The sequence below is a fragment of the Sinorhizobium sp. BJ1 genome (assembly GCF_002531555.1).
GTDB classification, from domain to species: domain Bacteria; phylum Pseudomonadota; class Alphaproteobacteria; order Rhizobiales; family Rhizobiaceae; genus Sinorhizobium; species Sinorhizobium fredii_B.
This window is the reverse complement of the sequence record NZ_NWTH01000032.1, coordinates 1-24,365: the sequence shown is the minus strand read 5'-3', so window position 1 is coordinate 24,365 and position 24,365 is coordinate 1. Positions and strand designations below refer to the sequence as shown.

Annotated in this window: 14 protein-coding genes; all 14 read right to left on the bottom strand. The window is 58.0% G+C overall.

The window, feature by feature from the left end; all coding sequences use genetic code 11:
- Window positions 1-111: 111 nt before the first annotated feature.
- Window positions 112-1,302 carry an AGE family epimerase/isomerase gene (locus CO676_RS28125; protein WP_097523510.1) on the bottom strand — a complete coding sequence of 397 codons (1,191 nt, stop codon included), beginning with the start codon at window positions 1,300-1,302 and terminating at the stop codon, window positions 112-114.
- A 13-nt stretch (window positions 1,303-1,315) separates the two neighbouring features.
- The gene (locus CO676_RS28120; RefSeq protein WP_144340214.1) at window positions 1,316-2,704 is read right to left on the bottom strand and encodes an SEL1-like repeat protein; all 1,389 of its coding nucleotides are present in this window, start codon (window positions 2,702-2,704) and stop codon (window positions 1,316-1,318) included.
- Between the two features lie 95 nt (window positions 2,705-2,799).
- Window positions 2,800-4,227, bottom strand: a complete 1,428-nt coding sequence (locus tag CO676_RS28115) for a phosphomannomutase (RefSeq protein ID WP_097523508.1) — start codon at window positions 4,225-4,227, stop codon at window positions 2,800-2,802.
- Between the two features lie 36 nt (window positions 4,228-4,263).
- A complete protein-coding gene (locus tag CO676_RS28110) occupies window positions 4,264-5,370 on the bottom strand; it encodes an alginate lyase family protein (protein WP_097523507.1) in 1,107 nt (368 codons plus the stop codon).
- Window positions 5,371-5,466: 96 nt separating this feature from the next.
- Window positions 5,467-8,331 (bottom strand): tetratricopeptide repeat protein, encoded by a 2,865-nt coding sequence (locus CO676_RS28105; RefSeq protein WP_144340213.1) that lies wholly within the window; start codon window positions 8,329-8,331, stop codon window positions 5,467-5,469.
- A gap of 28 nt (window positions 8,332-8,359) precedes the next feature.
- A complete protein-coding gene (locus CO676_RS28100; RefSeq protein WP_097523505.1) occupies window positions 8,360-9,010 on the bottom strand; it encodes an alginate O-acetyltransferase AlgF in 651 nt (216 codons plus the stop codon).
- A gap of 18 nt (window positions 9,011-9,028) precedes the next feature.
- Window positions 9,029-10,429: a hypothetical protein gene (locus CO676_RS28095; protein ID WP_097523504.1), complete on the bottom strand. Its 1,401-nt coding sequence runs from the start codon at window positions 10,427-10,429 to the stop codon at window positions 9,029-9,031.
- Window positions 10,426-13,422 (bottom strand): tetratricopeptide repeat protein, encoded by a 2,997-nt coding sequence (locus CO676_RS28090; protein ID WP_179875680.1) that lies wholly within the window; start codon window positions 13,420-13,422, stop codon window positions 10,426-10,428. Before CO676_RS28090 ends, CO676_RS28095 begins: the two co-directional genes overlap by 4 nt.
- 16 nt (window positions 13,423-13,438) lie before the next feature.
- Complete coding sequence (locus tag CO676_RS28085; protein WP_097523502.1) at window positions 13,439-17,206, bottom strand: right-handed parallel beta-helix repeat-containing protein; 3,768 nt, start codon at window positions 17,204-17,206, stop codon at window positions 13,439-13,441.
- A gap of 4 nt (window positions 17,207-17,210) precedes the next feature.
- Window positions 17,211-18,158 (bottom strand): hypothetical protein, encoded by a 948-nt coding sequence (locus CO676_RS28080; protein WP_097523501.1) that lies wholly within the window; start codon window positions 18,156-18,158, stop codon window positions 17,211-17,213.
- Window positions 18,159-18,219: 61 nt separating this feature from the next.
- Window positions 18,220-19,668 carry a sugar phosphate nucleotidyltransferase gene (locus CO676_RS28075; RefSeq protein ID WP_179875679.1) on the bottom strand — a complete coding sequence of 483 codons (1,449 nt, stop codon included), beginning with the start codon at window positions 19,666-19,668 and terminating at the stop codon, window positions 18,220-18,222.
- Window positions 19,669-19,755: 87 nt separating this feature from the next.
- Window positions 19,756-20,805 (bottom strand): PilZ domain-containing protein, encoded by a 1,050-nt coding sequence (locus tag CO676_RS28070; RefSeq protein ID WP_097523499.1) that lies wholly within the window; start codon window positions 20,803-20,805, stop codon window positions 19,756-19,758.
- On the bottom strand, window positions 20,805-22,334 hold the full coding sequence (locus tag CO676_RS28065) for a glycosyltransferase (RefSeq protein WP_097523498.1): 1,530 nt from the start codon (window positions 22,332-22,334) through the stop codon (window positions 20,805-20,807). The genes CO676_RS28070 and CO676_RS28065 overlap by 1 nt, the downstream gene beginning before the upstream one ends.
- Window positions 22,335-22,341: 7 nt before the next feature.
- Window positions 22,342-23,736, bottom strand: a complete 1,395-nt coding sequence (locus tag CO676_RS28060) for a nucleotide sugar dehydrogenase (protein ID WP_245424514.1) — start codon at window positions 23,734-23,736, stop codon at window positions 22,342-22,344.
- Window positions 23,737-24,365: the final 629 nt, after the last annotated feature.

The following is a 24,365-nucleotide window of genomic DNA, read 5'->3' as shown; positions in this document are numbered from 1 at the left end:
AAATAAACGAATATGAATATTACAGAAGAGAAAACCACGCCAAACCCCTTCCGTTCGGTCGCAACGGACCAAACGGTCTTCAAGAGAAATAAAAGAGCACTCGCCTAGACTTCACCGCATACGTTCCAACATATCCGCGGCTTCGTATATCGAGCACAGAATGTGATAGAAGCTGCTCGCCGGAGCCGGCTCGGCCACGAACCTGCCATTCGGCAGGAGCTTGTCGTACCAAAGGCCTGTCATCTCAGTCGCCAGGAACTTCCTGAGAGCATTGCAAGCACGCACCGCCTCGAGCAGATAGGCGGTCCGTTCGTGACCTGAATTCATCAATGCCAAGGTTGCGGCCGCTTTGAACCATTCGGTCTGAGGCCAGAGCCGTGCGACCGGATCGAAGATTGCGAAATCGTCGAAAAGACCCATGATAGCGACCTGCCGCGTCTCACAAATCCCATGTTTGGTTCCGATCTCGAAGAGGCGTCTTGCTTTCGCTATTGCAGCCGGATTGCCTCGGGAGAGGCCCCATCGAGACAGCAGCCATGCCCATTCAAACTGATGCCCGGGCTCGACAACACGCCCCTTATCTCCCGCGAAAGGCTTCCAATCGTGGTCGAAAAACTCCCGAAGCGCGCCGCTTTCCGGATTGATGAACCGCGAGATCGCAAGGTTGCCGATCTCGTCAGAGAGCGCGCGCCAGGGCGCCGGATCGCTCGCCGCGACTTCCCACGCGAGAGACGCCTCGAACAGATGCATGTGCGGATTGGAGCACAAGGGCAGCTTTCGTGGGCAAGCCTCTTCAAAACCGCCCATTGGATGCGCATATCCGGCCCTTAAGGCGCTGAGCAGGGCCAGCGCCTTTGCTTCCATCTCGTCCTTCCGTTCTGGGAATCCCAGCGCCAGCTGGACGAAAGCAAAGAGCGCGAACGCCTGATTGTAGAGATCGAAGCCGTCGTCGATCAGCTCGCCTGAGGCAGAAGCGAGGCTTCCATAGAAACCATCACCCCGAAGGTAGACCTTCTCGAACCAAGCGAAGCCTTCGAGCGCAACCTCCTGCCAAGCGCCGGGCCAGTTGCGAAGGCCGGCCGCGGCGTAGCAGTACACTTGACGCGGCTGGACACGTGCACGCCGGCTGTCTTGGCGGCTGGGTTCCCCATCGAGACGGACCCGTTCAAAAAAACCGCCCATTTCACGATCAAAGCCTGACTTCAGCCACAGCGGAAGGGCGTTGTGGTGCAGCCAGTGGAGCAGGAAAGATACTTCACCTGCGAAGACTTTGAGGGCACCGACCTCTTCTACTTCCAACATGCTCGATCCCGGCTCAGTTCGTAGAACTGAGGTAACTCTGAGCGAAGGCATCGCCTTGCTGCGCCGCCATCTTCAGGTACTTCAGGGCAAGCTCTTTCGACTGGCCGTCGCCTCCATTTTCATAGAGATCCACTCCCAACTCATATTGGGATTTCACGTCGCCGCTGTCTGCCGCCAAGCGCAGCCATTTTCGGCTGGCCGATTTATCCGCAGACTTGAATCCGCCGATCCGGTAGATGGAGCTCAAAGCCCTGGCTGCTTCGACATTGCCCTTTTCAGCGGCCTTCTCCACCGTGCTATAGAGCTCGTCTGCGGATTTCTGGCCGGCCTCGGCGCGCAGCACCTGTGCGATTATTTGATCGAGCGCCTCCGCCCTGCCGCCAGCATAGGCCTTAACGAGGAGGTCAGCTGTCTGCCCGGACTTATCTCCGGTGTTGATGAAAAGCATTGCGAGGGTGTAGCTCGCGTTGCCGTCACCCTTTTCTGCCGCAGCCCGCAACGGAGCGATGATCTTGCCCCGTTCTTCATCGGTCTTGGCGGCGTTGTATGCCTGCAGAAGTTGCCCCTGACCAAACACGTTGACGCCGGCCGCGGCCGCTACATCCGTCAAATAGGCGCCATCCCGTTGCCCGGACGTCGTGCGATGAATTCGAGCTGCGAGCTGGGCTGCGCCCTTTCTGTCCAACTTTCTCGCTAGCTCCATCCAGGCGTGACCAAGCTTCACGTTTGGACGGCCCTCCTGCCCAAGATAGTGACTGCGAGCCTGCCGCAACGACCTTTCTGCCTTGGACGCTGTCTCCGAGCGTGCATAGAGCTCGGAGGCCTGCGCAACATCGCCGGCTTTTTCCGCGCGTTCAGCCAGTTCGCGTAATGCCTTGGTCGAACCTCTTTCCCCCGCTTCGCGAAGCCACTCCGACGAGGTGCCAAATTCACGTCCGGTGATCTCGCCATTGTCCAGCAGTTTGGCGAGCAGCAATCGGGTATTGACATCCGCTTTGTCCGCTGTGAGCGGCAGATAAACATTGCGTGCCACCACAGCGACGTCAGTGGGCCGATAGAGACCGTCGTAGTGACCCTTGACAAGCTTGCGGGCCGAACCGTTATCGCCCGCCAGTGCCGCACGCTCATAGGCAGAATAGGCTTCCTGGTACTTGCGCCGGCGGAGCTCGTATTTTGCGTATTCGCGGTTATGCCTGACAATGTCCTTGCTGCCGGTTGCGTTCTTGGCAGCAAATGCGAGCAAGGCCCCAGCATCGCGGCGCGGTTCGAAACCCGCCTTCGCGTAACCAATCTGGACTTTGGCATCGTTATAGGCTTCGTGCGCGGTATTCGTGCATGCTGCCAAAGGAATACATACCCCAGCCAGCAACAAAGTCCGTCCCCAAAACGTCATGTATTTCATAGTAAGTCCATCCCCATCGGACAAAAACGTCGTTTGCGCATTGGCATTTCAAAGTTCACGTCGGCCTAGCCTTGGTGAACGCGTTCTTAAACGGCTCAGGCCAGATCGGCCTCCCGCAGGAGCCTGAGCCCCATTTCCAGGACCTCTCTCGTTTCGGCGGCATTGGCAGCCTCCACATAGCAGCGCATTTCCGGCGCGTTCCCGGACGGCCGAAAGTGTACGGTCCTGCCGTTGTCGAGCGTGACGCGGAGCCCGTCGAGCATGTCGACCTCAATCGGAAGGCCCAGCGGATGCAGGAATTCGGAGAGGTTTTCCCGGTTGGCCTGTAGCCGAGCCATTAGGCTCACGCTTCGCTCGGTCGCGAATTTTTCCAGCCGGTCCGCCGCCGTGAAGGGCAGTCCCAACCGATCTTTCAAACCGGAGAGTTTGAGACCTGCGGCTGCGGCGGAGCCGAGCACGGCAAGTACGGGCAGGAATGAATCACGGGTGGGCAGTGGCCTGAGCGTACCCTTTGCTGCTCGGAATTCCGAAGCGGTCAAAGTCCCTCCGTTGGCTTCGAAGCCGACGACTCCTTGCCGATGCGATGCAAGGGCCTCTTGCATGCCAGCGATAACAAATGGAGAGCCGACCTTTGTGCGCACCACCTCGACGCCGCCCGCGGTTTTTATGCCGGAGTTGGAGGTAATTGGGGTAACAATTGCATCCGCGCCGAGAAACAGAGCGGTGAGGTAGCCGCAAATGTCGCCGCTGATGGGAGATCCGGTCTCATCCGCTATCAAGGGGCGGTCGCCATCCCCGTCGGCGGAGACGACGGCATCGAGGCCGAATTGATAGGACCACTCTCGAAGGGCAGCGATCGTTTCCGCCGAGACCGCTTCCGTATCGACCGGAGTAAACACGCTTGACCGGCCGAGTTCGACGACCTCGGCACCGTAGTAGCGAAGGATCTCGCTCAGCATATCGCGGGCGACTGTCGAGTGCTGATAAACTCCGAAGCGTTTCCCCGAGAGCGCGCTTTCTGGCAGAACGATCTTGTTGCGCTCCATGAAGAGTGCAACCGCCTCCCCGGCTCGGTTCTCGTAACTCGTTATCTCCCCGAGCGCAGGAACGGGCATGTCGTTAAGTTCCGCAGCGATTTCGGCAATTTGCCGCTCGTCGGATTTGCCGATTTCCCCATCCGGAAGGTAGAATTTGATGCCATTGCGATCCGCTGGGATATGCGAACCGGTGACCATCAACGAAGCTAGGCCGGCCTGAAACCCGTAATAGGCGAGTGCAGGCGTCGGCAGATGCCCGCAATCGACTGGAACGAGACCGCTTTGCCTTAAAGCGATCATCGCGTTTGCCGCTATGGCAGGGCTGGAATCGCGAAAATCATAGCCGACCAGCACACGATCGGCCGACTTTGCATGGCCGTTCCGCAGCAGAAGATTTACAAAGGCCGCTGGGTAGACGTAAGACGGCCGTCCCTGAAGATCTACAGAGAGGCCGCGCAGACCACTGGTTCCGAACTTTACGCTCAAGGTAATCTCCTGAAAAAGTCGAATGGAAAGCTCATTTCAGTTTCGCTGACTTAAGTTGTATAGGGCGCTTATCCGTCCACCGAGGCTTGCCGAAAACAAAGGCTCATCAAAGAACGTGCCAAACTTCTCTCTGTCCTCGGGATAGTAGTGCAGATATGCATCAAGCCATGCGATCCGGTCGCTGCGCACGAGCCCGTTCTTCTTGCGCGGCAGCGGCACTTGTTTCTCGCCCGCGAGTTTCTCTATCTCCGAGGGATCGTTGACGGCATTGAGTGCAAAATGAACCAGGCGCTGAAGTCCGTTGTTGCAGATCGAAAAGGCGTCGTAGCCGTTGGACTGCGCCAATGAAGCGATCATGACCAAGGGCGCTACCGCATGCAGATGGTAATCTCGGGCTTTCTTCCTCCGGGCGAGCTCGAGCGGCAAGGCACCTTCTGCCGTCACTTGGCATGCACCGAGCTTGTAGCTTTCGAATCCGAACTCGAGAAATTCCTTCCGGCCTGTCGCTACACCAACCGCAGCCACTGCGAAGCCACCCCAGTAGCGGTGGTTTTGCTTGTTCGAGGTGCGATCCCCGGAATCGGTGAAAACCGGGACGGTCCTATCGGCGAGTTTAATAAGCCAATTGTCGATCGCCCGCGTGTCCATGCGCAGAACTTCCGCGGCTGGTTGTACCTGGATGTAAGCGATGGCCGCTGCGGCGATGATGCGCGTCACGCTCAAGTAACTTTGGCGGGATTTCAGATCAGAAAGCGCGTTTGCCTTAGCCCATGCATCCAGCGCCTTCAGAGTACACGCGGCGGCATCGATACGGTTGCCGTCCGTCTGGGTGTAGTTGCTCGCCAGCTTTGTCACGAAGGCTGCGAAGCGACGCGTTTCCGCAATGGCCGCATCGTATCGCTGCTTGTTCTTGGCATCGATCGTGGAATGGCTCTCATCGTCCTCCTCGTAGATGCTCGAAAGATCCAGCGTTTTGACCGGCGACGGAATGGCTTCCGCGCATCGCGTCTTGCCATTGTTGCGTTCGGCATGCCTGGCTAATTCAAACGGCACGGCTAGAGCACTGGCCTGCGCGTCCGCATTCACCACGCAGATGGATAAAAGCAGGCATGCGATCACGCCGGCCTTGGGAAGAACACTCATTACGCACCCATTTGAGCTTGGCTATTCCACCTAACGAGGCTCTCAACAGAACCTCGAACTCGATTTCACAATCCCTGTCCCCAGGGGGAGCAATTGTTACTGTTCGCTGGAAAGCTCCTTGAACTTGCCTTCCCAGTAGGCCGCTTTTTCTGAATTGGCTTCCAGTCCGACAACGCCCACCCTGTAGGCGACGGCGAGCTCCTTGGCGGCTTTTCGGTTTCCGGCACCGGCAGATCTCTCCAGCCATTCAAAGGCCTTGCCGATGTCCTTGGGCGCGCCGCTGCCAAAGAAATAGGCCTGATAAAGCCGATACATCGAATGCTGATCGCCGTTGTCGGCCGAAGTGGCCAGCCACCGCATAGCGGACTCGCTGTCCGGCTTGCCGAGCTTGCCGTCAACGTTCAGACGGGCGAGCTTGAGAAGGTACTTTCCAGGCGAGGCTACCTCATTGCCCAGGAAAGCGAGCAGTTCGTTCACCTCTTCCGGGCTCGATGACATCCTGGCATCGGCGATTTCGCTAATCAGCTTGTTTGCGGCATCCCTATCCCCCATTGCATAAAGCTTCAGCAAGTAGTCCTTGGCCTTCTCCGGCGAAGACTGCTTCCAAGTGCCCTGAAGGTCCCCCTCAGCCAGATCGCGAAGAACCGAGATGCGGCCGAGACTATAGGAATGCAGGAAGAATTCTTCCGCCTTGGCCCGACTTTCGATGCCATCGACACCGTCACGAAAGGCCGCTCCAATGACATAAAGATCGTCGGCGTCTTGGTCGGAAATGCTTTCCGCAAGCGAGAGCCAGTAGCGAGCCAGCGTCTTGGCTTCGGGATCGGGTAAGGTTGCGTATACCCGGGCGACGTTGACCATTTCGTCGACCGTGCACGCCTCGCCGGAGGCGGTCATCTTCGCCAGATCCTGGAGCGCATTCGATGCACCTGGATCGATCAGCGCGAGTTTCGCCTTGAAGTCGCCGGCTTCCGCCGCCTTCGTCAGCCACTGCCGCCCGGCCGTCGAATCCTGTGAAAGGTCGGCCAGAAGGATCTTGCCGTATTCGCGCATCCCGCGGGGATCTCCCGCTTCCGCAAGCTTTCGATAGATTTCCGTGAGTGTGGAAGGTTTTGCATGGCCGGCACGCTGCAGGAGCTGCGCCTTCAGCAGCAGGGCGTTTTTGTCGCCCGATTCGATATAAGGCCCAAGCGCCTCGATTTGAGTGAGCTTGTCCTGGAGCTTGGAGGAAACGTCGAAACGGTTGCTGATCATCGCGAGCTCGGCAAGCCGCTGCTGATCCGTGTTGTTCAATGAGGAAACGAACTGGATGAGGCGCTGCGCCGCCTCGGCGTTCTTGGCGAAGCCCTCGCTTCCGCTCTCCCAACGGGCGATCACATAACCGATCGCATCCGGACTTCCCTTGAATGCCGCCTGCTGAACGTAGGTTCGGCCCTTCGCACGGTCAGCCTCGTCGTTCTTGGCGAGCAGGTTCAATCCAGTCACGTAGATTGAGTTGACCGAGCCAAAGACGGCCGCCCGGTGGCGCCATTCGTTCGCAAGTTCGATCGAGATCGGGGTACCCTGACCGCAGGCAAACATGCCGGCAAGCTTGGATGCACTGTCCGAGTTCCCGGTCTTGGCCGCCGCAACGAAGAATTGCATGGCTTTCGTCAGATAGGCCGGATCGGACTTCCCCAACGAGAGGTAGATCTTCCCGATTTCGCCGCTAGCGTCGGGCGATCCCGCATCGGCCGCGGCTTGCAGGATCTCGATTGCCCTGTCCGCGTCCTTCTTGGAACCGCTGCCCGTGGCCAGAAATTCCCCGTACAGAACCGGAACGTTTTCCGAGCGATCCGGCGCCTGCATGGCGCGTTCGAAATACGCTTTGGCCTTGGCATCGTGGCGCTGACCGCCGAATTCGGCGGCATATACGCGCGCCAGCCACTCGTCGGCCAGACGAAGGCCGTCTTCGGAGGCCAGCGTAAGATACTTGATGGCGAGATTCTGGTCTTGCGGCACGGAAATTCCGGTCGCATATGCTTTGCCGAGATTGAACTGGGCCGATGCCATGCCCCCGTCGGCGGCCTGCTTCAGATAGGTCATCGACTTCTGAATGTCGATCTGATCCACCTGGTTTGAATGGAACAGCTCGGCGAGATTTTGAGCGGTACGCGCGTCGCCGGTCTGGGCAAAAGCCTCCAGCCACTTCAACGCGGTATTCACTTCCTTGCCGACGAGGCTTCCTCGAAGGTAGAGGAACCCGATCTGGCTGAGAGCCGAGCAATCGCCTTCCTTGATCTGCGCCATCAAGCCCAAAAGTGCATTGGTAACAGCGCTCTTCTTCTGATCTTCGGATGCCTTAGTATCCAAAGTAACGATGCGAGCATATTCAATCAGACCTTGAGTATCTGAAGCCAGCGCCGATTTCTCGAGGTAGTGCCGCGACTTTGCGAGATCGCGCAATTCGCTCGGCCCCGCATCACCATAAAGCTGTCCGAGCGCGAAGGCCGCGCGCATGCTGCCGCTGCCGTAGGCTTCGAGCAGATATGCCTCCCCTTCCTTTTGCACCTCGGGCTTGCCTGATTCGACGAGCACGCGGGCGAGCGGGATCAGCAAAGTATTGCGTTTGCCCGGATACTGCTCCAGCGTGGCGCGCAACATCTGCTCCGCTGTCTCTGGCGATTTCTGCAGCCGTTCGCTGCCGCGGTTGTACTCCAGTGCGAGGGCCACGACCTGGTCGGGTTGAAGACGAATGTCTTTCAGATCGGTTGTGGTCCAGTCCCGGTCGATTTTGGGACGTTGATGTCCACCGGCGTCAACCTTGCAGACCGCCTTGTAGTCGAGCTTCGGCGGGTCGAGTAGGATGAGTGGATTCTCCGCTCGAGCCACACCGAAGGGCACGGCGGAGACGGTAGATACCGCAATGGCGGCAGCAAGCATCTTTTTGAAAGAAAAATTACGAGATTTGTCAGTACTCACAGCCCGTTGCCCCACTCTCAAATGTATTTTAGTTATCGATGCCGGTAACAGCCGCAAACGCGGTTGGTCCGTTCGCCGTCTCGACAACGACAATATTTTGGCGTTCCTTGGCGGTCAGCGATACCTTCTCGACATCCATGACCTTCTTGTCGCCTTCCGTTACCTCAAGACCAATGTCGATCACCGGCAGCTCCTTTGATGCCATGCCGGCGGGTGCCAGGTCTTTGAACAGCGCCTTGCTGTCCCCGTCCAACCGAAGCAGGAGATTGGCCGGCTGCGCAGAGAAGTTGTAAAAGGACAGAGCGGACTTGGAGGGGTTTTCGACATCCTTGTCCTGGATGACAACGATGCCATCCGCTGCGCCGACCGCGATAGTGTAGAGCTTGCCAGCTTCGAGTTTGGCCTCAGCCGAAGAGGCCCCGTCGGAGATCTTGTAGGATCCATTAGCGAGAGCGCGGTAGTTGGAAAGGACGATGGCATCCACGTCGAGTTTCTGCCCCGAAAAGTCGAGGATTACGCCGCTCTTCAGCTTCACATTCAGAAACCGGACAAGGCTTTTGTCCGCTGGAATGGGTGCATCGTAGAGCGCAGCATCGCCTGCGAGTGTTGGCTTGGGCGCGATGGCAGTTACGATCGTCAGGGCGAGCGCGGCAAGAACCGCTTGTGATTTCGGATTCATTTCTCTTCTCCCTAAGAATTAATTGGATGTAGCGGTTGGGGAAATTATTCCACTCGGGTACCGGCACAGCTTTACGCGGCCGGCAGAAGTCAAACCGCCTTCAATTTTCAGGTTCACGTGGACGGGCCTGGTCTCGGCGCTCGCTGGCAGGGACTGATAAAGCGTGTTCAGTCCGGGAACCCGAGGAGGATTCTCGAAATTTACTTTCCTCACCGAGCCATCTTCTAAGCGATATCTCAGCTGGAAGCGCGATAGAGCTTTATTGCTGAATTCATAGCGAAGATAGTAGTCGGCGGCTTTGTCCATTAGCTTTGGCAGATCGGAGCCGATGGTGTCGGTCTCCTCGAACGCACGGTCGCTTACAGCGAAAACATCTCCGCAGTCTCCGAATATAGCTGGCACGATGGAGTCATTCATGTCCGTCGTCAGCTTTCGCAAGTCATCGAGATCTCCGAACTCCCATACGACGAAGCGAGGCTTCTTCCCGATACCCTTGCTATTCTGGGCCCAAGCATAAATTGACTGATTGACGCCGCCACCTGATACCGAGAAACCGCCTACGTTTTGCTTCAGAAACTGCTTTAGAAAACCGTTGAAATGATAAGGTGTTAGCTCATCCGTGTAAGAACTGCCAACAACATGGACCTGCTCTGTTTGAGCAGAAGTCTCGTCCTCCACTAGATCGTCGAGAGAGCCGATCCTCTGCTTGGTCTCGTATATATTCACATCCTCAGGTGGAATTTTTGACTGGCAAAGCTCGTTCAGGATGGCATTGAAGTTTGCCTTGTGGAGTCGACCGCCGGAGTTCTGCGTCGTCTCAAATTCGATAGAGCCTTCCCTGCCATCTTGAAGGCTCCTTATGCGGTCGGCTACGGCGGCGGCAACCAGTCGCGCCCCTTCGGGCGTCCAGTGGATGTCTCGCTTGAAATAGTAATTCCCCGGATTGAAAGACGGGGTCGCCTTCAGGATCTCGTTTATATTAACCGCATCAATACCTCTATGCCGAATAGTTTCAATCAAGAGGTCGAATTGCTCACCAGCCAAGTGGGCGTCGTAAAGAAAATCGGAAAGCATCCCGCCGTTGGGCACGAATGCACTTCCTGCGATCGCTCTCGGCAACATTGGTACTAAGATCAGATGCACACCTTGAGCTTTCAGCGCGCTATTTATGCGACCCAGCATCTGAAGGGTATCATCGGGTAATTCGTACAACGTTTCAAAGTCACCTTTGCGGAAAAACCAACCGTCATATCCTTGGTACATTTTCACGCCGAATGCGGTATATGGCGACTTTTCTTCAAGGCCAGTACAGGTGTACAAAATATCACCCGCTGCCGCGATATTACTGATCAAAGCGCATGACATCGCAACCCAGGCGAAGATCAAGCGACGACTTCCAAGGCAGAGCGCTTGTTTCATTTGGACACCCCGGCGCGGTCTTCTTTGATGTACATATTCTTCAATCGCCGGGCGAATTGACTGCCCAGTTCTTCCGCATGATCGAGCAGTGCCAGTACTGCGCGTCGATTACCCTCTTTGTCACGGTCATAGAGCAGTACCGCCTTGCGCACGATCATTTCAGGGACGTCCTCGGCCACAAGCGAATCCAGCCACCGCTCAGCCTCGGGATTGTCATTGGTCGGGTTCTTGATGAAGTAATAGTAGTAGAGCTGCGTCATGGCGTCGGTGTCACCAAGCGAAGCAGCCTTTTCGAGCCAAGCAACGCCCTTCTTTTCGTCTTGCGCTGCTCCGGCCCCTGCCAGGTAGCTTCGCCCCATTTCGGTCATGGCAGTGACGGAGCCATTCAAAGCCGCCTTGATGTAGTAGGCAAAGGCTCTCGATTCGTAGACGCGAGTGCTCGGCCCCTTGGAATAGCTTCGGGCAAGCGCCAGCGAGCTTCGGTTGGAGCCCATAAAGGCCAGATCTCTGTAAAGCGCCTCGGCGCGGGCGCGGTCCAGCGGCACATCCTGGCCGAAGTAATAGTTAGTGGCGATCTCGTTGAGCGCCTCTTCATTGCCGAGCTCGGCCGCCTGCGCGATCAGCGCGTTCGCCTTGGGCAGATCCTTGCTGCGATAGTCCTGCCTCATATATTGGCGGGAAAGGAACATGCGCAGATTGCCGTTGCTCGGTAGATGGTGCAGGACCGTTTCAACCTTGTCGATAAGGTATTCGTAACTCTCGCGGCCGACTGCCTGCTCGTTGGCATTCAGCGCCACGCGCGTGAGCGGTCCGCCCTGCCCGCGCTCTGCAAGCGTCCCGCACCAATCGACGACCTTCCGGAAATTGAGCGCTTGCGTGTGCGGCCACTTCTGGCGAAGCTTGAACGCAGCATTTATCGCATCGACATCACCCCGATCGGCAAGCTCTGCCAGACGAGACAGGACGGGTTCGATGAAGTCCGGCCGGAGATCATCCGCCGACGCCAGCTGATTGATGAAACCAACAAGTGCCGCATCATCGCCCCTGAAGGCAACGATGATGTCTCTCATTTTGTCGCGGGCCGCGGCCTTGTCCAGGGCGCCGCTTGCAAGACGCACCTCGGCTAACAGAAACTGGCCTGCCGGAAGCGCGAGAACCTCGGGGGTGTTCAGCAGTTCCTCTACCTTGTCGTATTGCTTCAGGGCGAAAACAACCTTGGCGAGTTGAATGTTGCTTTCCGGCGTCAGAAGACGCGGATCGAAGCTCGAATAAACGCTCGCGACTTTTTCGAGCTTTTCCGTGCTGCCGCTGCTGAAAGCATAATCGGCCGCGTCCGGCCCCGCGGAGAAATAGCCCCGCGACAAGGCGTTCAGCAGGAACTCGAAACCCCTTTCAGGATCAGCTTGAAGCTGCGGGCCGCCCTTGACGAGCAGCGCGCCGTATTCCTTCATCGCCCAAAGATCCTGCTTGTCCGCGAGATCCCGGACTTCCAAATAATATGCCGGATAGTTCATAGTAGCCTCGAGCTCGTGGCGCATGAGCTTGGCAACCTGGACTCGCAGCTTTAGGTCCATCTCCGCATCGCCGGCCAATTCGGCGCGAAGCTCGTCATAAATGGCATGGGCCCTGCTCGCATCGGCGTTGACGAGGCGCCCTTCCCGATAGATGTCGCCGAGAATGAAACCTGCCGAAGCGTCGCCGAGTTGGAAGGCCATTTCGAGCTCGGCCACCAGTTGCGCGGCCGGCATCGGCATGGCATCGGGCCTTGCGTAGTAGCCGCCCTTCTCGGCGCTCACGATGATACGCGCGATACGTCCAATAACTGAGGCTTTGCCGTCCTTCCATATTTCCATGTAGATCGGCAGCGCGTATTTCGCTGCAAGGCTGTCGGACAGATTCATACGCGAAAAGCGGTCCGCGACGATGAGGCGGTCCTGCCCCGCTTTCGCGAACTGGGCAACCATGTTGTCCATTGCGGCGGTCGCCCGCGGCAGATCCTTCGCGACGTAGATACCCTGATAGTAAAGCTTCGCGATGAGGTAGTGCGTCCGGTAGCTCCCGGCTTCTTGAAGTGCGGAAACGGCCCACATCGCGTCTGCTTCGTCGAAGCCGTAGACATTCTCGTCGACAAGGTCGAGCGCGATCAACTCCGCCGCGCGGGTGGAGCCGGCAGCCACAAGCTGCCAGATCACGTTCGCGATCCCCTCCCGGCCTGCACTCTTCAGAAGGAGCTCGCGCTTGTCCTCAATGAGGCCGACTACGCTGTCCGAACCGCCGCCTGCTGCGAGCTCGAGTAACGATCTAAGAGCCTCCGGATGCTGCTCGGCATCAAGGGATGCAGCGTAACGGTCAGTGAGCTTGATTACGGAACTGTCCCCATCAAGCACCGAAATATTGGCCATGAGCAGCATCTGGCTGCGAACCGTGTCTGCCTCCGGAGAATTCTGCCTGGTCAGCAACAGCAGAAGCTCAAGAGCAGCATCCAGCGAACCCTTGGTCATTTTCTGACGCAGGACCTGCTCCAGATCGCCGACGACTTCCTCGCTCCCCGCCGGCGAAAGGCGCGACGTCTTGCTGCTTGCGGCGGCGTCGACCAGCTTGCGGAGTTCCGATACTTCTTGTTCGTTCTCGATAGTGCCTTCGCGAAGTACGAGTTTGCTCAACTCTCTGAGGATCTTGTCGCGAAAAGCGGCATCACCTTCCTCTACAAGCCCGCGATAGATTTGCATCGCCGCCTTGGTATCGGCTGCCCGAAGCGGGTTATGATCGTTCTTGAGCATGCCGCGGACCAATAGGCGCGCATAGTCCAAGCGCGCTTCCGGATCGGCGGATTCCTTGAAGCTTGCAATTGCTTTCTGCTGCTGAACGAATGCCTCGCTTGTGTCGGCGGCCAGCCTCTTCGGCATCTCCGACGCACTTGTCAACGAAGCCGTCAGCACGATCGACGAAGCCAGAGCAATCGCAAAGGCATATATGAGGTGTGTTTTCTTCATCGCGACCATCATCCGATCAGTTTCCGGTCTGCGGGTTGAAGGCTGCAGCCTGCGGCGAACCGATGGTATCCACGCAATAGTTGGCCGCTGCATCCGCGCCGGCGAACCCGGGCTGAGCCGACTGCGCAAAGATGATCCCCCTTCGTGAAAGGGAGCATTCCTTGTCCACGGGTATTTTCGGCATGCACACCGACCGCACTGAAACGCCCGATTCCATGCTGCGTGCGATAATATCGAGACCGAGAGGCTTGAGATCGCCACCTGCATATCGAGGCAGTTGGTCAATGAACTTGTTTCGGAAGAACATCGCCTCACTCGCCCCGCGAGTCGACAGGCCGACACCGTTCTTCTCGATGACGTTATCGCGGGCAGCGATCGTCGCTATCGGGTAGAACGGATCCTCCTCGAAATCGCGAAACTCGCTCTTTTCCGCCTCTACCAGGTTGTCGATGTAGGCTTCGATGCCGGCGGCTGCGTTCCCCCGTATCTGATTGCCCTCGACATGAATGTCCCAGGAGTTCCTGACCTTTACCCCGGCCCGACCGTTTGCGGAGAACACGTTGCTGTCGACGAGCGCACAAGGGCTTTCCATGGCGGAGAAACCATCGCCTTCGTTTCGGCTCGCATCATTTGCATAGACGATCGTGCCGTAGCTCAGACGATCGAGCATGATACCCGAGCCGTGATTCTCGAAAGAGAGATTACCTAGAATGAAGCTGTCATCGACTTCGCGCGAAATAATGATGCCGTGCTTCTTCTGCGTGCCGTAGGCCGTGTTGTAGGCCATCCTCAAATTCGTCGAACGGTCATGCGGATCGAGACCATAGATGACGCCGTTCACGAGCTCGTTGCCGACGAAGACAATGTCCTTCGCCTCGAACGCGTAGAAGCCGTAATAAAGGTTCTCGAACGAGTTGTTGATGAAGTAGCCTGTCGGCGGCGCAGCCTGGACCTGACGAACGATCGTGTCGGTCGAGCCGGAGGAAAGCGACATGCCGTAGGTTCGCCCCCCCGCATAACCGAGTGCGACGAAACGGGAATTTGCCGCAAAGGTTTCGCTGCCGCTCCAACCGAGGATGAAGGGGCGGAAGAATATGCCCTTCTCGTGGTCAGTGACGTAACTCGGCTTGCCCGTTCTGTCGTCGAAAGAGGTCACGGACACACCGTCGAAATACAACTTGCCGCTATTGATGATGAAGGCACCTGCCCTGGTGTTCAGACGCAGTTCCTTGATTTCCCGGCCGCTGACGATCAGGGTGGCGCCATCATTGACAGCGAGCGGGACATTGAGTGTCACAACGTTGCCGTCAAAGGTAATTGCGTCCGGGTCAGTGGCTGCCACTTGCGCCACCAGATCACTCATCGTCACGACACCGCGGGTGACAAATATGACGCGCGGGGTCGAAGAAGCGGCATTGAGGAACAGATATTCGCGCACGCCCAGATTAATGATCTCGTCGAAGTGTTCCGATGAGAACCGGATAAGGCGCGTCGCCCGCGTTTCACCGCGTTTCGAGATACCGGCAAGGGACTCATTGCTTTCGCGAAGTGCGGGAACTGGAATTCGAGACGCGACGGCCTCAGGCCCCAGGAGAAGATTGGGCATGAACGGCGCTGCCGCAGCAGGAAGGCCGTCCTGCCTTGGCGAAGCAACGACCAGCCTTCCGTCGCTTGTCGCAGACGTGCCGCTGAAATCCAGCACCGGCGGTGCGGACGCAGCTGGAGGCGTGGCACTGTTGAGCCATCCCTTTCGATCCAGAACCGCGGCGCGTGCCTCTGCGAGCCTGCGAAACCCGGTGACCCGCTCGAGATAGTCGGGGTTGGCTTTCAAGCCGGCGCTGGCAGCGTTCACGCTTGCGAAAACTGCTTCAGCTTCAGCGACCTTCGACGAGCCCTCTTTCGAGATTTCCGCAAAGTGTTTCAAGGACCGGCCGGTGGCTGCGACGTAGCGCGAATAGCGCGCTAGTGCTTCCCCGTTGAGCTTGCTTGCGTCCGGCACCTTGCCGATCGAGGCGGCCAGAAGGGGCCTGTTTTCAGGTCGCATGCTCGGCAGAAGCTTCTCGAGCGCAACGGCGAACTCGGCGCCGGCACCGCGGCTGACGTCGAAACCTGCGAAAGCTGTGACGCCGATGGCAACGGCTTCCTTGAGCTCCATGTCGCCATCGGCGCTGAGCGCCTCGATCAGAAGATTTCGCCGCGCCGCATATTGCCAAAGTCGAGCCGAGACCTGCGAAAGCAATGCGACGTCATCTGCGCTCGAGGCGCTGAGCTTTCCAATTTGCGCCCAGTCGGACTCGCTTCCGTCTATGAGACCTGCGGCAAACGCCAGGGCCTTTGGGGCGTTTGCCTGAAAGGCGATGGGTTGCGCACCGATGGCTTGATCGACGGGCATGGAGAAGACGGCGCGGATCTTCGCGCGAAGCGCCGTCACCTCCCCGACCGCAGTGGCTCCCGGGAGAGTTCCGGCTATCTCCAGAACGAGCGACGGATCGCGAACGAGCTCGACGCTGCGAAGGAGTGCAGCCGTCTGCGCTTCATTGAGGGTCAGCTCCCCGGACGTCACCGACGCCCTGACCTCCGACGCGAGCACCCTGACATAATTGCTGTAGCCGGCGCTGGCGAGACTCTCAGTCAGGGTGAGATAGGCATCGGTCGCCGCTTCAGGTGACAAGCCGAGATTGACCGCCTTTTGATAGGCGATCAAGGAGTAGCCGTTCTCGATGTCCTTCAAGACGGCTTCGCCAACAATCCTGCCGCGCTCCGCCTCGTCCTCCACCGAGAGGGTCAACAGCTCGAAAGCGCGCGGATCGAGGCTCTGGCTCGTTCCCGCGCTCAACTGATCCAGGGTCTGCTGGGGCTGGCGCCCGTTTGCGACCTCCACACCATGAAGCCATGCCGCAAGCGTTCGTTCGGCCGTTCCGCTCGCAGACGCATAGGCAGATTTCAGGAAATTTAAGTCGACCTTTTCAAACACCATGCGGGCCAGAGAGGCCTTCTCTTCGCGCGGTGAGCCAACCAAAAGGTCGCCGAGCACACGCAGCACCGCCGGATTGCCGACAAGGTGGGCGTTTCCGGCGGCCAGCTCAAGAAGCTCCCCTCGCTCCTGCTCAGAGGTGAACTTCTCGTAGTAGAGAGGGAGAAAATCTGCGTAAATATCCGTAGAGAGCTGATGCAGCTTCGCCTCGGAAAGCCGCACCGCGAGTTCAATGCTTAGCCTGGCGATATCTATGCCGGACAGATAATCCAAAATGAGCGTGTAGCGAACTCTTATGATGTCGGGATCGCCGGAAAATACACTTCGATCGGAACTCGAGATCAGCGTTTTCAACGCGGCAATACCGGCATCTCGCCCCGTCAAGCCTCTGCTCCGCATCTCGGCACGCAAGACTGCCGCCTTCGACGCCATGGAGGCAAGTTTGCTCGTTCCGTCGACGCCCGAGACCTGCGCCGCATGCTCCACGCTCTCGATCCGAGCGACCTCCCTGAAGACCTCGAAATATGCATCGAACGAGCGCGCCGCCGGGTCAGCCTCCAACTCGGTCCAGCGAGTAAGTGCTACCTCGGCGCCGAAGGTGAGACTTTCTGCCGACAGGTCCCGCTCCAATGGCGCGAGCTCGCTGAGTTCGGAAATTTTCTCGTCGACGGTCAATTCCTGGGCATAGGCGAAAGAGCTCGGCAGTTCGCGCGACAACTGGGGAAAGCCAACCAAAGTCAAAGCAAGCGCAGCAGCCGCGACGCGGCTCCTCTTGGCACAGTGCCTCTTGGATATCTGAGATGCACGCATGGCTTCACGACCCTTGAGGCAGTACGAGGGAAAGAGTCTTCAAAAGTAGCGCCGACATTTCGCCGGACCTCCAAAGCGGTCTTTGAAACTTTACGATCAGGGGCTCCCCCAAGGGCACCTCCGTGTCTTCGGGGATGCTGAGATTGATCTGCGCCAACGCCTTCCCGTTTTCATCGGTGAACACGCGGGGAGCATTCGCGTAGTTGCCAGGATTGACGGACAGGTTGAGCACCTTGCCGGATTTCACGAATTCGACTCTGGCCGTGGCGGACTGCAGCGCTTTCACGGCATCATCGAATTCCACAAAAACCGCGACAAACCGCTTGGAGCTGGTGGAGGACAGGCGCAGGATCGGCTGTCCTTTTCGGACATAGTCCTCAGCACCGACGGCATTCGCGCTGATCGTGCCTTCCTGGTTCGCTTCAAGAAACTTGGCGAAGCCCTGCGGCGTCCTCAGGGCGGCATAAAACTCGCCCTTCTGAACCGGTCCATCGGTCTTGGCATATTCGAGCTTGCCGGCAGTTCGCGCATCGAGTTCCGCGCCTGGCGTCGCCACGAATGCCATTTGCGATACCGTGGAGAAGCTGCGCTGGAACGTCAAATAGGAGATCAGCAAGATGAGGCTGACAGCAACCACTGCCAAGGCAGCGGCCTTGGCCGTATTGCCCAGACCACCAGTGGCCAGTCGAACTGCCTCGCCGGTATCGCCGAATGCATCCGCGAACGAGTGCGAGCGGCCAACATACCAGTTCACGATGCTCAGGACCCGACGCTTCTCGTCAAGCGGGCCGGTGAGAATGACATTGGCGTCATTCTCACGCAGTTCCACTTTGACCTGGACTTCCCCCTGCCATGTCGCCCCATTCTTCAGCGCAACGATCCGGGCGGCGCCGGCGTAGCCAAGAATGTCCGGAAAAGCAGGCACAAGAACACCCTGGGCGGTCGAGCCCAATACCGGCAGCTCCCGTCCCCCGATGTCTACTGTTATGCTCGTCGACGCACTCATCTCGGGCTCAGGCGAGCCGCGCACGAATGGCGTCTACCTCCGCCACCTGCGGGAACCAGTCGTCGATCCTGCAGCTGAAATCAGGGCTGTTGCGCATGTAGGTGAAACGCACCGGTCCGGAGACACTTCGTATCGTCACGATCTGCCCTTTTCGGAAAGTGACCGGGATCCCCGAAGAAAAGCGCGCAAACGTCCCTTCCAGACCGTATTCGGCGATACCTCCGCCCTGCAAAAGCCAGATTTCGCTTTCCGCTCCCGCCACGCGATAGGTGACCGAGCTGCTTTCCTGCACCTCAACGGAGCAGACTTGGCCCTTGTCGAAAGTACGATCGATCTCTATCGCACCCCACGCTTTTGTCATGCTGCGAGTAAAGTTGATCTCCGGCGCGCTGATCTGCTTGAGGAAGGTCACGACGTGCTTGATGCCCTGGGCCTCCGACCTGGGCAGCACAACAACGGCATCCTCGCTGTCGATGACCATAAGATCGTCGATGTTGCTCAAGACAACGCGTCGGCCGGACTCCGCATGCACGAAGCAGTTTCGCGACTGCGAGAAGAAGCCGTCTCCCTTCAGTACGTTCCCATTCTCGTCCTTGTGGCTGATGTCCCAAAGAGCGGAAAGCGAGCCGATATCGGCCCAGCCGATGTCATTGCAAGGGACGACGGCTACGCTGTCGCTCTTTTCCAGCACGGCCGTGTCGATGGGCACGTCGTGGGGGCAACACGCAAAGTGCTCCTCTGATGGCATAAGCACGACGTGGCTGCCGAGATCACGCCGCCTGCCATTTTCTATTGAGCACTTCGCCGAGCGATAGGTTTCCGGGGCATGACGCAGCAGCGCCTCGGTCAAGACCGATGCCCTGAAGAGAAAAATACCGGCGTTCCATAGGTAGCCGAGCTCGACAAACTCTTTTGCACGATCGAGGTCCGGCTTCTCGAGGAATCCCCCGGGCTGGCTTACGAGCGCGCCAACCTCCTGGCCCTTGTAGATGTACGGCTCCGCAGGTCGAATATAGCCAAAGCCGGTTTCCGGCGCGGTCGGGACAATGCCGAACGTTACAATTTTCGACGCTTCAGCAAGCGGGATGGCTCGCTTGACCGCTTCGATGAACTCAGGCGTATTCTCGATAACGTGGTCCGCAGGCATGGCGAGCACGAGCGCGTCCGGATCGCTCTCGCTGATCGTGATGGCAACGGCCGCCAGGGCGGCTGCAGTGCCGCGCTGAAGGGGTTCGAGGATAATTCCCTGAAACGGAGCGCCCATCTGGCCGGCTTGTGCGTTGACCAGCTCGACGAACAACGTGCCGGTCAGGAGCCACGGCTGCGAAAACAACGGATCGTTGATTCGCGCGAGCGTGTTTTGGAAGAGGGTCCGGTCTCCTACCAGCCGAAGGAACTGTTTCGGCATGTTGGTTCGCGACAGCGGCCAGAGGCGCGTGCCGCTGCCGCCGATCATGATGGCAGGTGTTATCTTCTTGGGCATTGGCTCAGTGCTCATTCACAATGCTTCCAGATTGATGGTTGCGGAGATCGCCAGCGACACTTAATGCCATGGCGCGACGTCGAATGTTGCAAGCACCGGCTGCCCGATCATCGATGGGTTGATGTCGCGCCCGGGCTTCACCAGTATTTCCAGCTGCGTCGCAGTGTACTCGGTTACTTTCGGCACGGAGAGGATCTCGACACCTGTGACGGTGGTTCCGTCGAGATAGGTCAGAGAGATTTGCGGGCTGCCCGAGATGCTAGACAGCCGGCGGAACGGGAGCCGCAGAGACACATAAGACGTGGCATCCTCGTCGGCCAGAGACAGGATACGAGAGCCTGCGCGGCCATAAGTCGAAGCTGGATGATCGATCGACAGGACGTAGCAGTTACAGGGCGAGATGACGTCAACCGTTTTGTTGCCGTTCTGGTCCGCCGCGTCGAGGACGATCGTCGCGAGCTTGTCTCCGCGCCTTACCTTCTGAGGAATATTCTCGAACTCGACCAGTCCGTCGCGCGGCTGGAACACGGATACGGTTTCCGCAGCAATGCTTGCGGAAATGGCCTCGAACGTGAACAGCCTCTTGTATACGATATCGAACAGGAAGAAGAAGGCGGCCAGGCCGATGATGGCAAAAATGGATAAGCCGAATACACGCCCTGCGAGACCATTGCTGCCCGCCGCCGGCAGCGTGGCACCCACGACTGCCGTCTTGGCATCTTGAATTTCGGACATCTGTTTTTCCCATACTAGTATTTTTGAATCATTCTGCAGGATGCGGCCGGCCAGGTAGAGATCGGCGAAATCAGCCAATGGCGCGGTCTTGTCCTCTGAATCGAGAATTTGCAGTCCGGCGCGGTGCTCCTCGGGCTTCGCCCAGACAACCTTCGTGTTGAGGGTCAGCTCAAGGCGGGAGCCCTCCGTCTCGATGAGCACCGTTACGCTGACGAGCTCGTCGGGCAGCAGCTTGAGGTCGACCGCGGCAAGACCCAGTCCGGCAACCGACCAGTCGCAAACCTCGGCTCGCTTTCCGTCGATCAGCGCCGAAAGCGGCACCTTGTAGCGCGGAAACTCGCGCTCTCTTCGCTTTGCGTTGGCGGTTGCGGCCATCAGAATACGCGCTCCGTGACTTTTGGCAGGTGCTCCGGCTGAGCTTCCGTGAAGTAGTCATCGAGATTGGCGAGGATCACCAGGATCGACACGAAGACCAACACCGCCACGGTGTTCATCAGGCGGGAGGACCAAAGCTTGAACTGGGCATCGAAGTGGGAATCCGTCTTCTTGAACGCCGTTTTCTGGCGCGTCCACTTTTGCCGATCCAGACGGAAGAAAATGATGACCTTAACAACCGAGCCGAAAATCTGATTGAAGTATAGAAGCGGTATATAGACCAGATTGATCGACGGCCTGACCGTCAGGAAAGTCAAAGCCAGGATGTAGCGCGAGACGATGACCCAGAGGACATAAAAGGCTGCGGTCCAGGGCGTGATCATCGCCGTTCCAAGGAGCGCAAGCGTGATTCCGGACAGGCTTGTCCACATCGACATGCGTTGATCGAGGATCGACCACCAGGTAAATGCGCCGGTCTTCAATGGACCGAGGCGCAAGGCGCGGGAATTGGTGCGCAGCATGTTCCCGAACCAGCGCGTCATCAGGACATAGGCCGAGTTGATGAAACTCGGGCTCGGGGGTTGCTCGATCGTTTCCACCTGCACGTCGGGCACGTAATACATGTCGTATCCGTTCCTGAGCAGCCAGAACCAGCTCGACTTGTCGTCGCCGGTCAGCATTCTGATGCGACCGAGACGCCAATGTTGGATGTAGTCGTTCTGAACGTCGTTGATGAAATTGGGATCGCACGCCAGCGCCGCGCGGAACATCGACATGCGCCCGGTGAGGGTCAAAACCCGGCCGGCAAGACCATGTGACGACATCAGAATTTGCCGCTGCGCAAATCGCATGGAATACCACTGCTTGAAGATCTCCGCGCCTTCCACGGTGCAGACCTCGTCGGTCGTCAGCGCCCCCAGCTTGGGATTGATCAGGAACAAGGACGCGCAACGCTGGACCAGATCGGTCGGAACGATACTGTCGCCGTCGATGACTGAAACAGTGTCGTTCCGACCTGGATTGAGAGCGCCGATCGCTCGAAACCCGGAAGCGAGCGCATCGCGCTTGCCGGTACCAGGGATCCGGACGATTTCGAGGCGGAACGGCAGAGCGTCGCCATACATGACCGATGCCAGCCGACGTATCAGCAGCTCATCGCCGAGTTCGACGATGGAGCAGACGACCGTAGCGCCGGCGGGCGCGTTGGCCGCGGCTCTAAAGGCTCCGCGGTAGACCTTTGTCGTCGTCGGCGCATCGATCCTGAAACTGGTGACCAGGAAGAATGCGTGCCCCAATCCCAATTGCCGCGCAGCCGCCTCGGCCTTCTTGCGCATTGCGGGGAACCGCACATGGCGGAACCAGAGGCTACGAACGAAATGCAGGAGCCCCCAAGACCATCGCCATATCCCGATGACGCCGACCACCAACGCCGCGTCCCGGGCCTTCGCATCGAACGCTCCCTCAGGCAGCAGCGTAGCGCACAGGGCGACCGTCAGAATGAACACGATATGCTTGAGGGTATTCAACATTTCGCGCTTACCAGACGAGCCCTTCGTACTGGACGCCAGATGGAACCTCTCCAGAAATGCGAACGAGATCGATCACCTTGATGCCGTCAGCCGCCTTCTTCAAAGCCTCCTGCGTAGCATTGCCGCTGATGCCGACAACGACTGCCTCACTCTCTGACACAACCTCTTCCGGGGACGACTTCATGAAGCCTGCGAGATGCGAGATGTAGTTGCGGCCACCATGGTTGTCAGCCGACACGTTCGAATCATAGATCGCAAGCTCGTAGCCCTTCCCCAAGAGCCGCTCGGCCAAGATGACAAGCGGGCTCTCGCGAAGATCGTCGGTATCGGACTTGAACGTGAGACCAAGCAGTCCGACCTTCTTGGCTCCGCTGCGATAGACGAGACGAAATGCACGGTCGAGCTGGTACTGATTTGCCTCTACCGCCGCATCAAGAACGGGGGTCGACACGTTCTGGATCTTGCCGAAGTGGCGCAGAGCACGCAGATCCTTCGGCAGACACGAGCCGCCATAAGCAAATCCGGGTTTCATGTAGGCACGAGAGATATTCAGACGCGTGTCGGCGCAAACAACGTCCATGACAACGTGGCTATCGATATCGACGGATTTGCAGAGATTGCCAATTTCATTGGCAAACGAGATCTTCACCGCGTGCCAGCAGTTATTGGCGTATTTCACAATTTCGGCGCTACGGATCGGGATGACATGCGGCTTGACGTCAACGGCCGAGCAAAGATCGTGAAGGGCCGCTATCGTGCGCTCGTCACCTGCGAACTGGCCGAAGACTATGGCGCCTGGATCGTAATAGTCGGCAATGGCCGTGCCTTCGCGCAGAAACTCTGGATAATAGGCGACACCAAAGTCCACTCCTGCCTTCTTGCCGGAGGCTGCCTCGAGAGCCGGTACCACGACGGATTCGACGGTTCCCGGGAGAATGGTCGAACGCATGACTACCATGTGGTAATCGTCCTTGTCCCGCAACGCCTCGCCTATCTGCTCAGAGACGAGCTTGACATAGCTCACATCGAGAGAGCCATCCTCGCGGCTAGGAGTTCCTGGGCAACAAAACGAAATGTCAGTGTCGCGGATCGCTGCGTTGTAGTCGCTGGTTGCCGACAGGTGACCTTGCTTGACTGCTTTTTCGATAAGGTCTGCAAGGCCGGGCTCATAGATCGGCGAGCTCCCTTCGGAAATGCATCTGACCTTGTACTGATCTGGGTCGACAGCCACGACCGTAAACCCGTCTTTCGCCAGGCAACCAGCCGACACTGCGCCAACGTAGCCTGCACCGAAGATGCTGACACGCCAATTGCTCTTGCTCACTATTGCACCTTTCGACAGATCATAAATTGAAGAAAAACGAGCCCACCCACTGCAACAAGAGATTGCATTGGCTGACACCCGCTTTAGCAGGAGGAATGTTCGCCTTTCGCATTACAGCATTATCAAAATGGTGTGAAAGGAGTATCTTGTCACTCTCAGTTGCATTCACTGTCTCATTTTTGGGTATATTAGCTTTGGTTCACGCGACGCCGGCAGGACGTGGCGTTTCCCGGACATTTTCTTCGCAAAAACAAGAATGTAACAGATCTGTGACATGGCCAAGAATTGGGCTCAGCGTGGACTCTTCTTGGGCAATCCGCACAAGGATTGGGCTCAGGATTGGTTAACCCTTGTAGAAGAATGCCGTCGCAAAGGATTGAGGGCCTTGGCGGTCTTTTGCTGCGGCGCAGCAACAGCTTTAAGACGAGACATTGGGATAGCAGTATCTTTGACCACCCTCATCGGAGCGTCTCGCTCGGATCGTGGCGATGTCGCAACCTCCTCCCCTTGACTGGCGAGATCCCTGTGCCGGAGCTCAGGGTGCAGCTTGAGGCTTTTTGCGCCTTCGGCCTAACCTGTCATGAAGTGCCTATGTCGCCGATCGAATTCGCCCGTAGCGCCCGCCCTTGTGAATACCCACTGGCAGAAACGCTAGAGCCCGTCCGTTTTAATCGGGGTCATATCCTGCTGCGGCGAAATAGTTTGCA

What these genes read in the sequence shown, in the direction of transcription:
- CO676_RS28100 (WP_097523505.1), bottom strand. Translation starts at nt 9,010, where the DNA reads ATGAATCCGAAATCACAAGCGGTTCTTGCCGCGCTCGCCCTGACGATC.
- CO676_RS28085 (WP_097523502.1), bottom strand. Translation starts at nt 17,206, where the DNA reads ATGCGTGCATCTCAGATATCCAAGAGGCACTGTGCCAAGAGGAGCCGC.
- CO676_RS28125 (WP_097523510.1), bottom strand. Translation starts at nt 1,302, where the DNA reads ATGTTGGAAGTAGAAGAGGTCGGTGCCCTCAAAGTCTTCGCAGGTGAA.
- CO676_RS28075 (WP_179875679.1), bottom strand. Translation starts at nt 19,668, where the DNA reads ATGATCGGCGGCAGCGGCACGCGCCTCTGGCCGCTGTCGCGAACCAAC.
- CO676_RS28090 (WP_179875680.1), bottom strand. Translation starts at nt 13,422, where the DNA reads ATGAAGAAAACACACCTCATATATGCCTTTGCGATTGCTCTGGCTTCG.
- CO676_RS28065 (WP_097523498.1), bottom strand. Translation starts at nt 22,334, where the DNA reads ATGTTGAATACCCTCAAGCATATCGTGTTCATTCTGACGGTCGCCCTG.
- CO676_RS28110 (WP_097523507.1), bottom strand. Translation starts at nt 5,370, where the DNA reads ATGAGTGTTCTTCCCAAGGCCGGCGTGATCGCATGCCTGCTTTTATCC.
- CO676_RS28095 (WP_097523504.1), bottom strand. Translation starts at nt 10,429, where the DNA reads ATGAAACAAGCGCTCTGCCTTGGAAGTCGTCGCTTGATCTTCGCCTGG.
- CO676_RS28120 (WP_144340214.1), bottom strand. Translation starts at nt 2,704, where the DNA reads ATGAAATACATGACGTTTTGGGGACGGACTTTGTTGCTGGCTGGGGTA.
- CO676_RS28070 (WP_097523499.1), bottom strand. Translation starts at nt 20,805, where the DNA reads ATGGCCGCAACCGCCAACGCAAAGCGAAGAGAGCGCGAGTTTCCGCGC.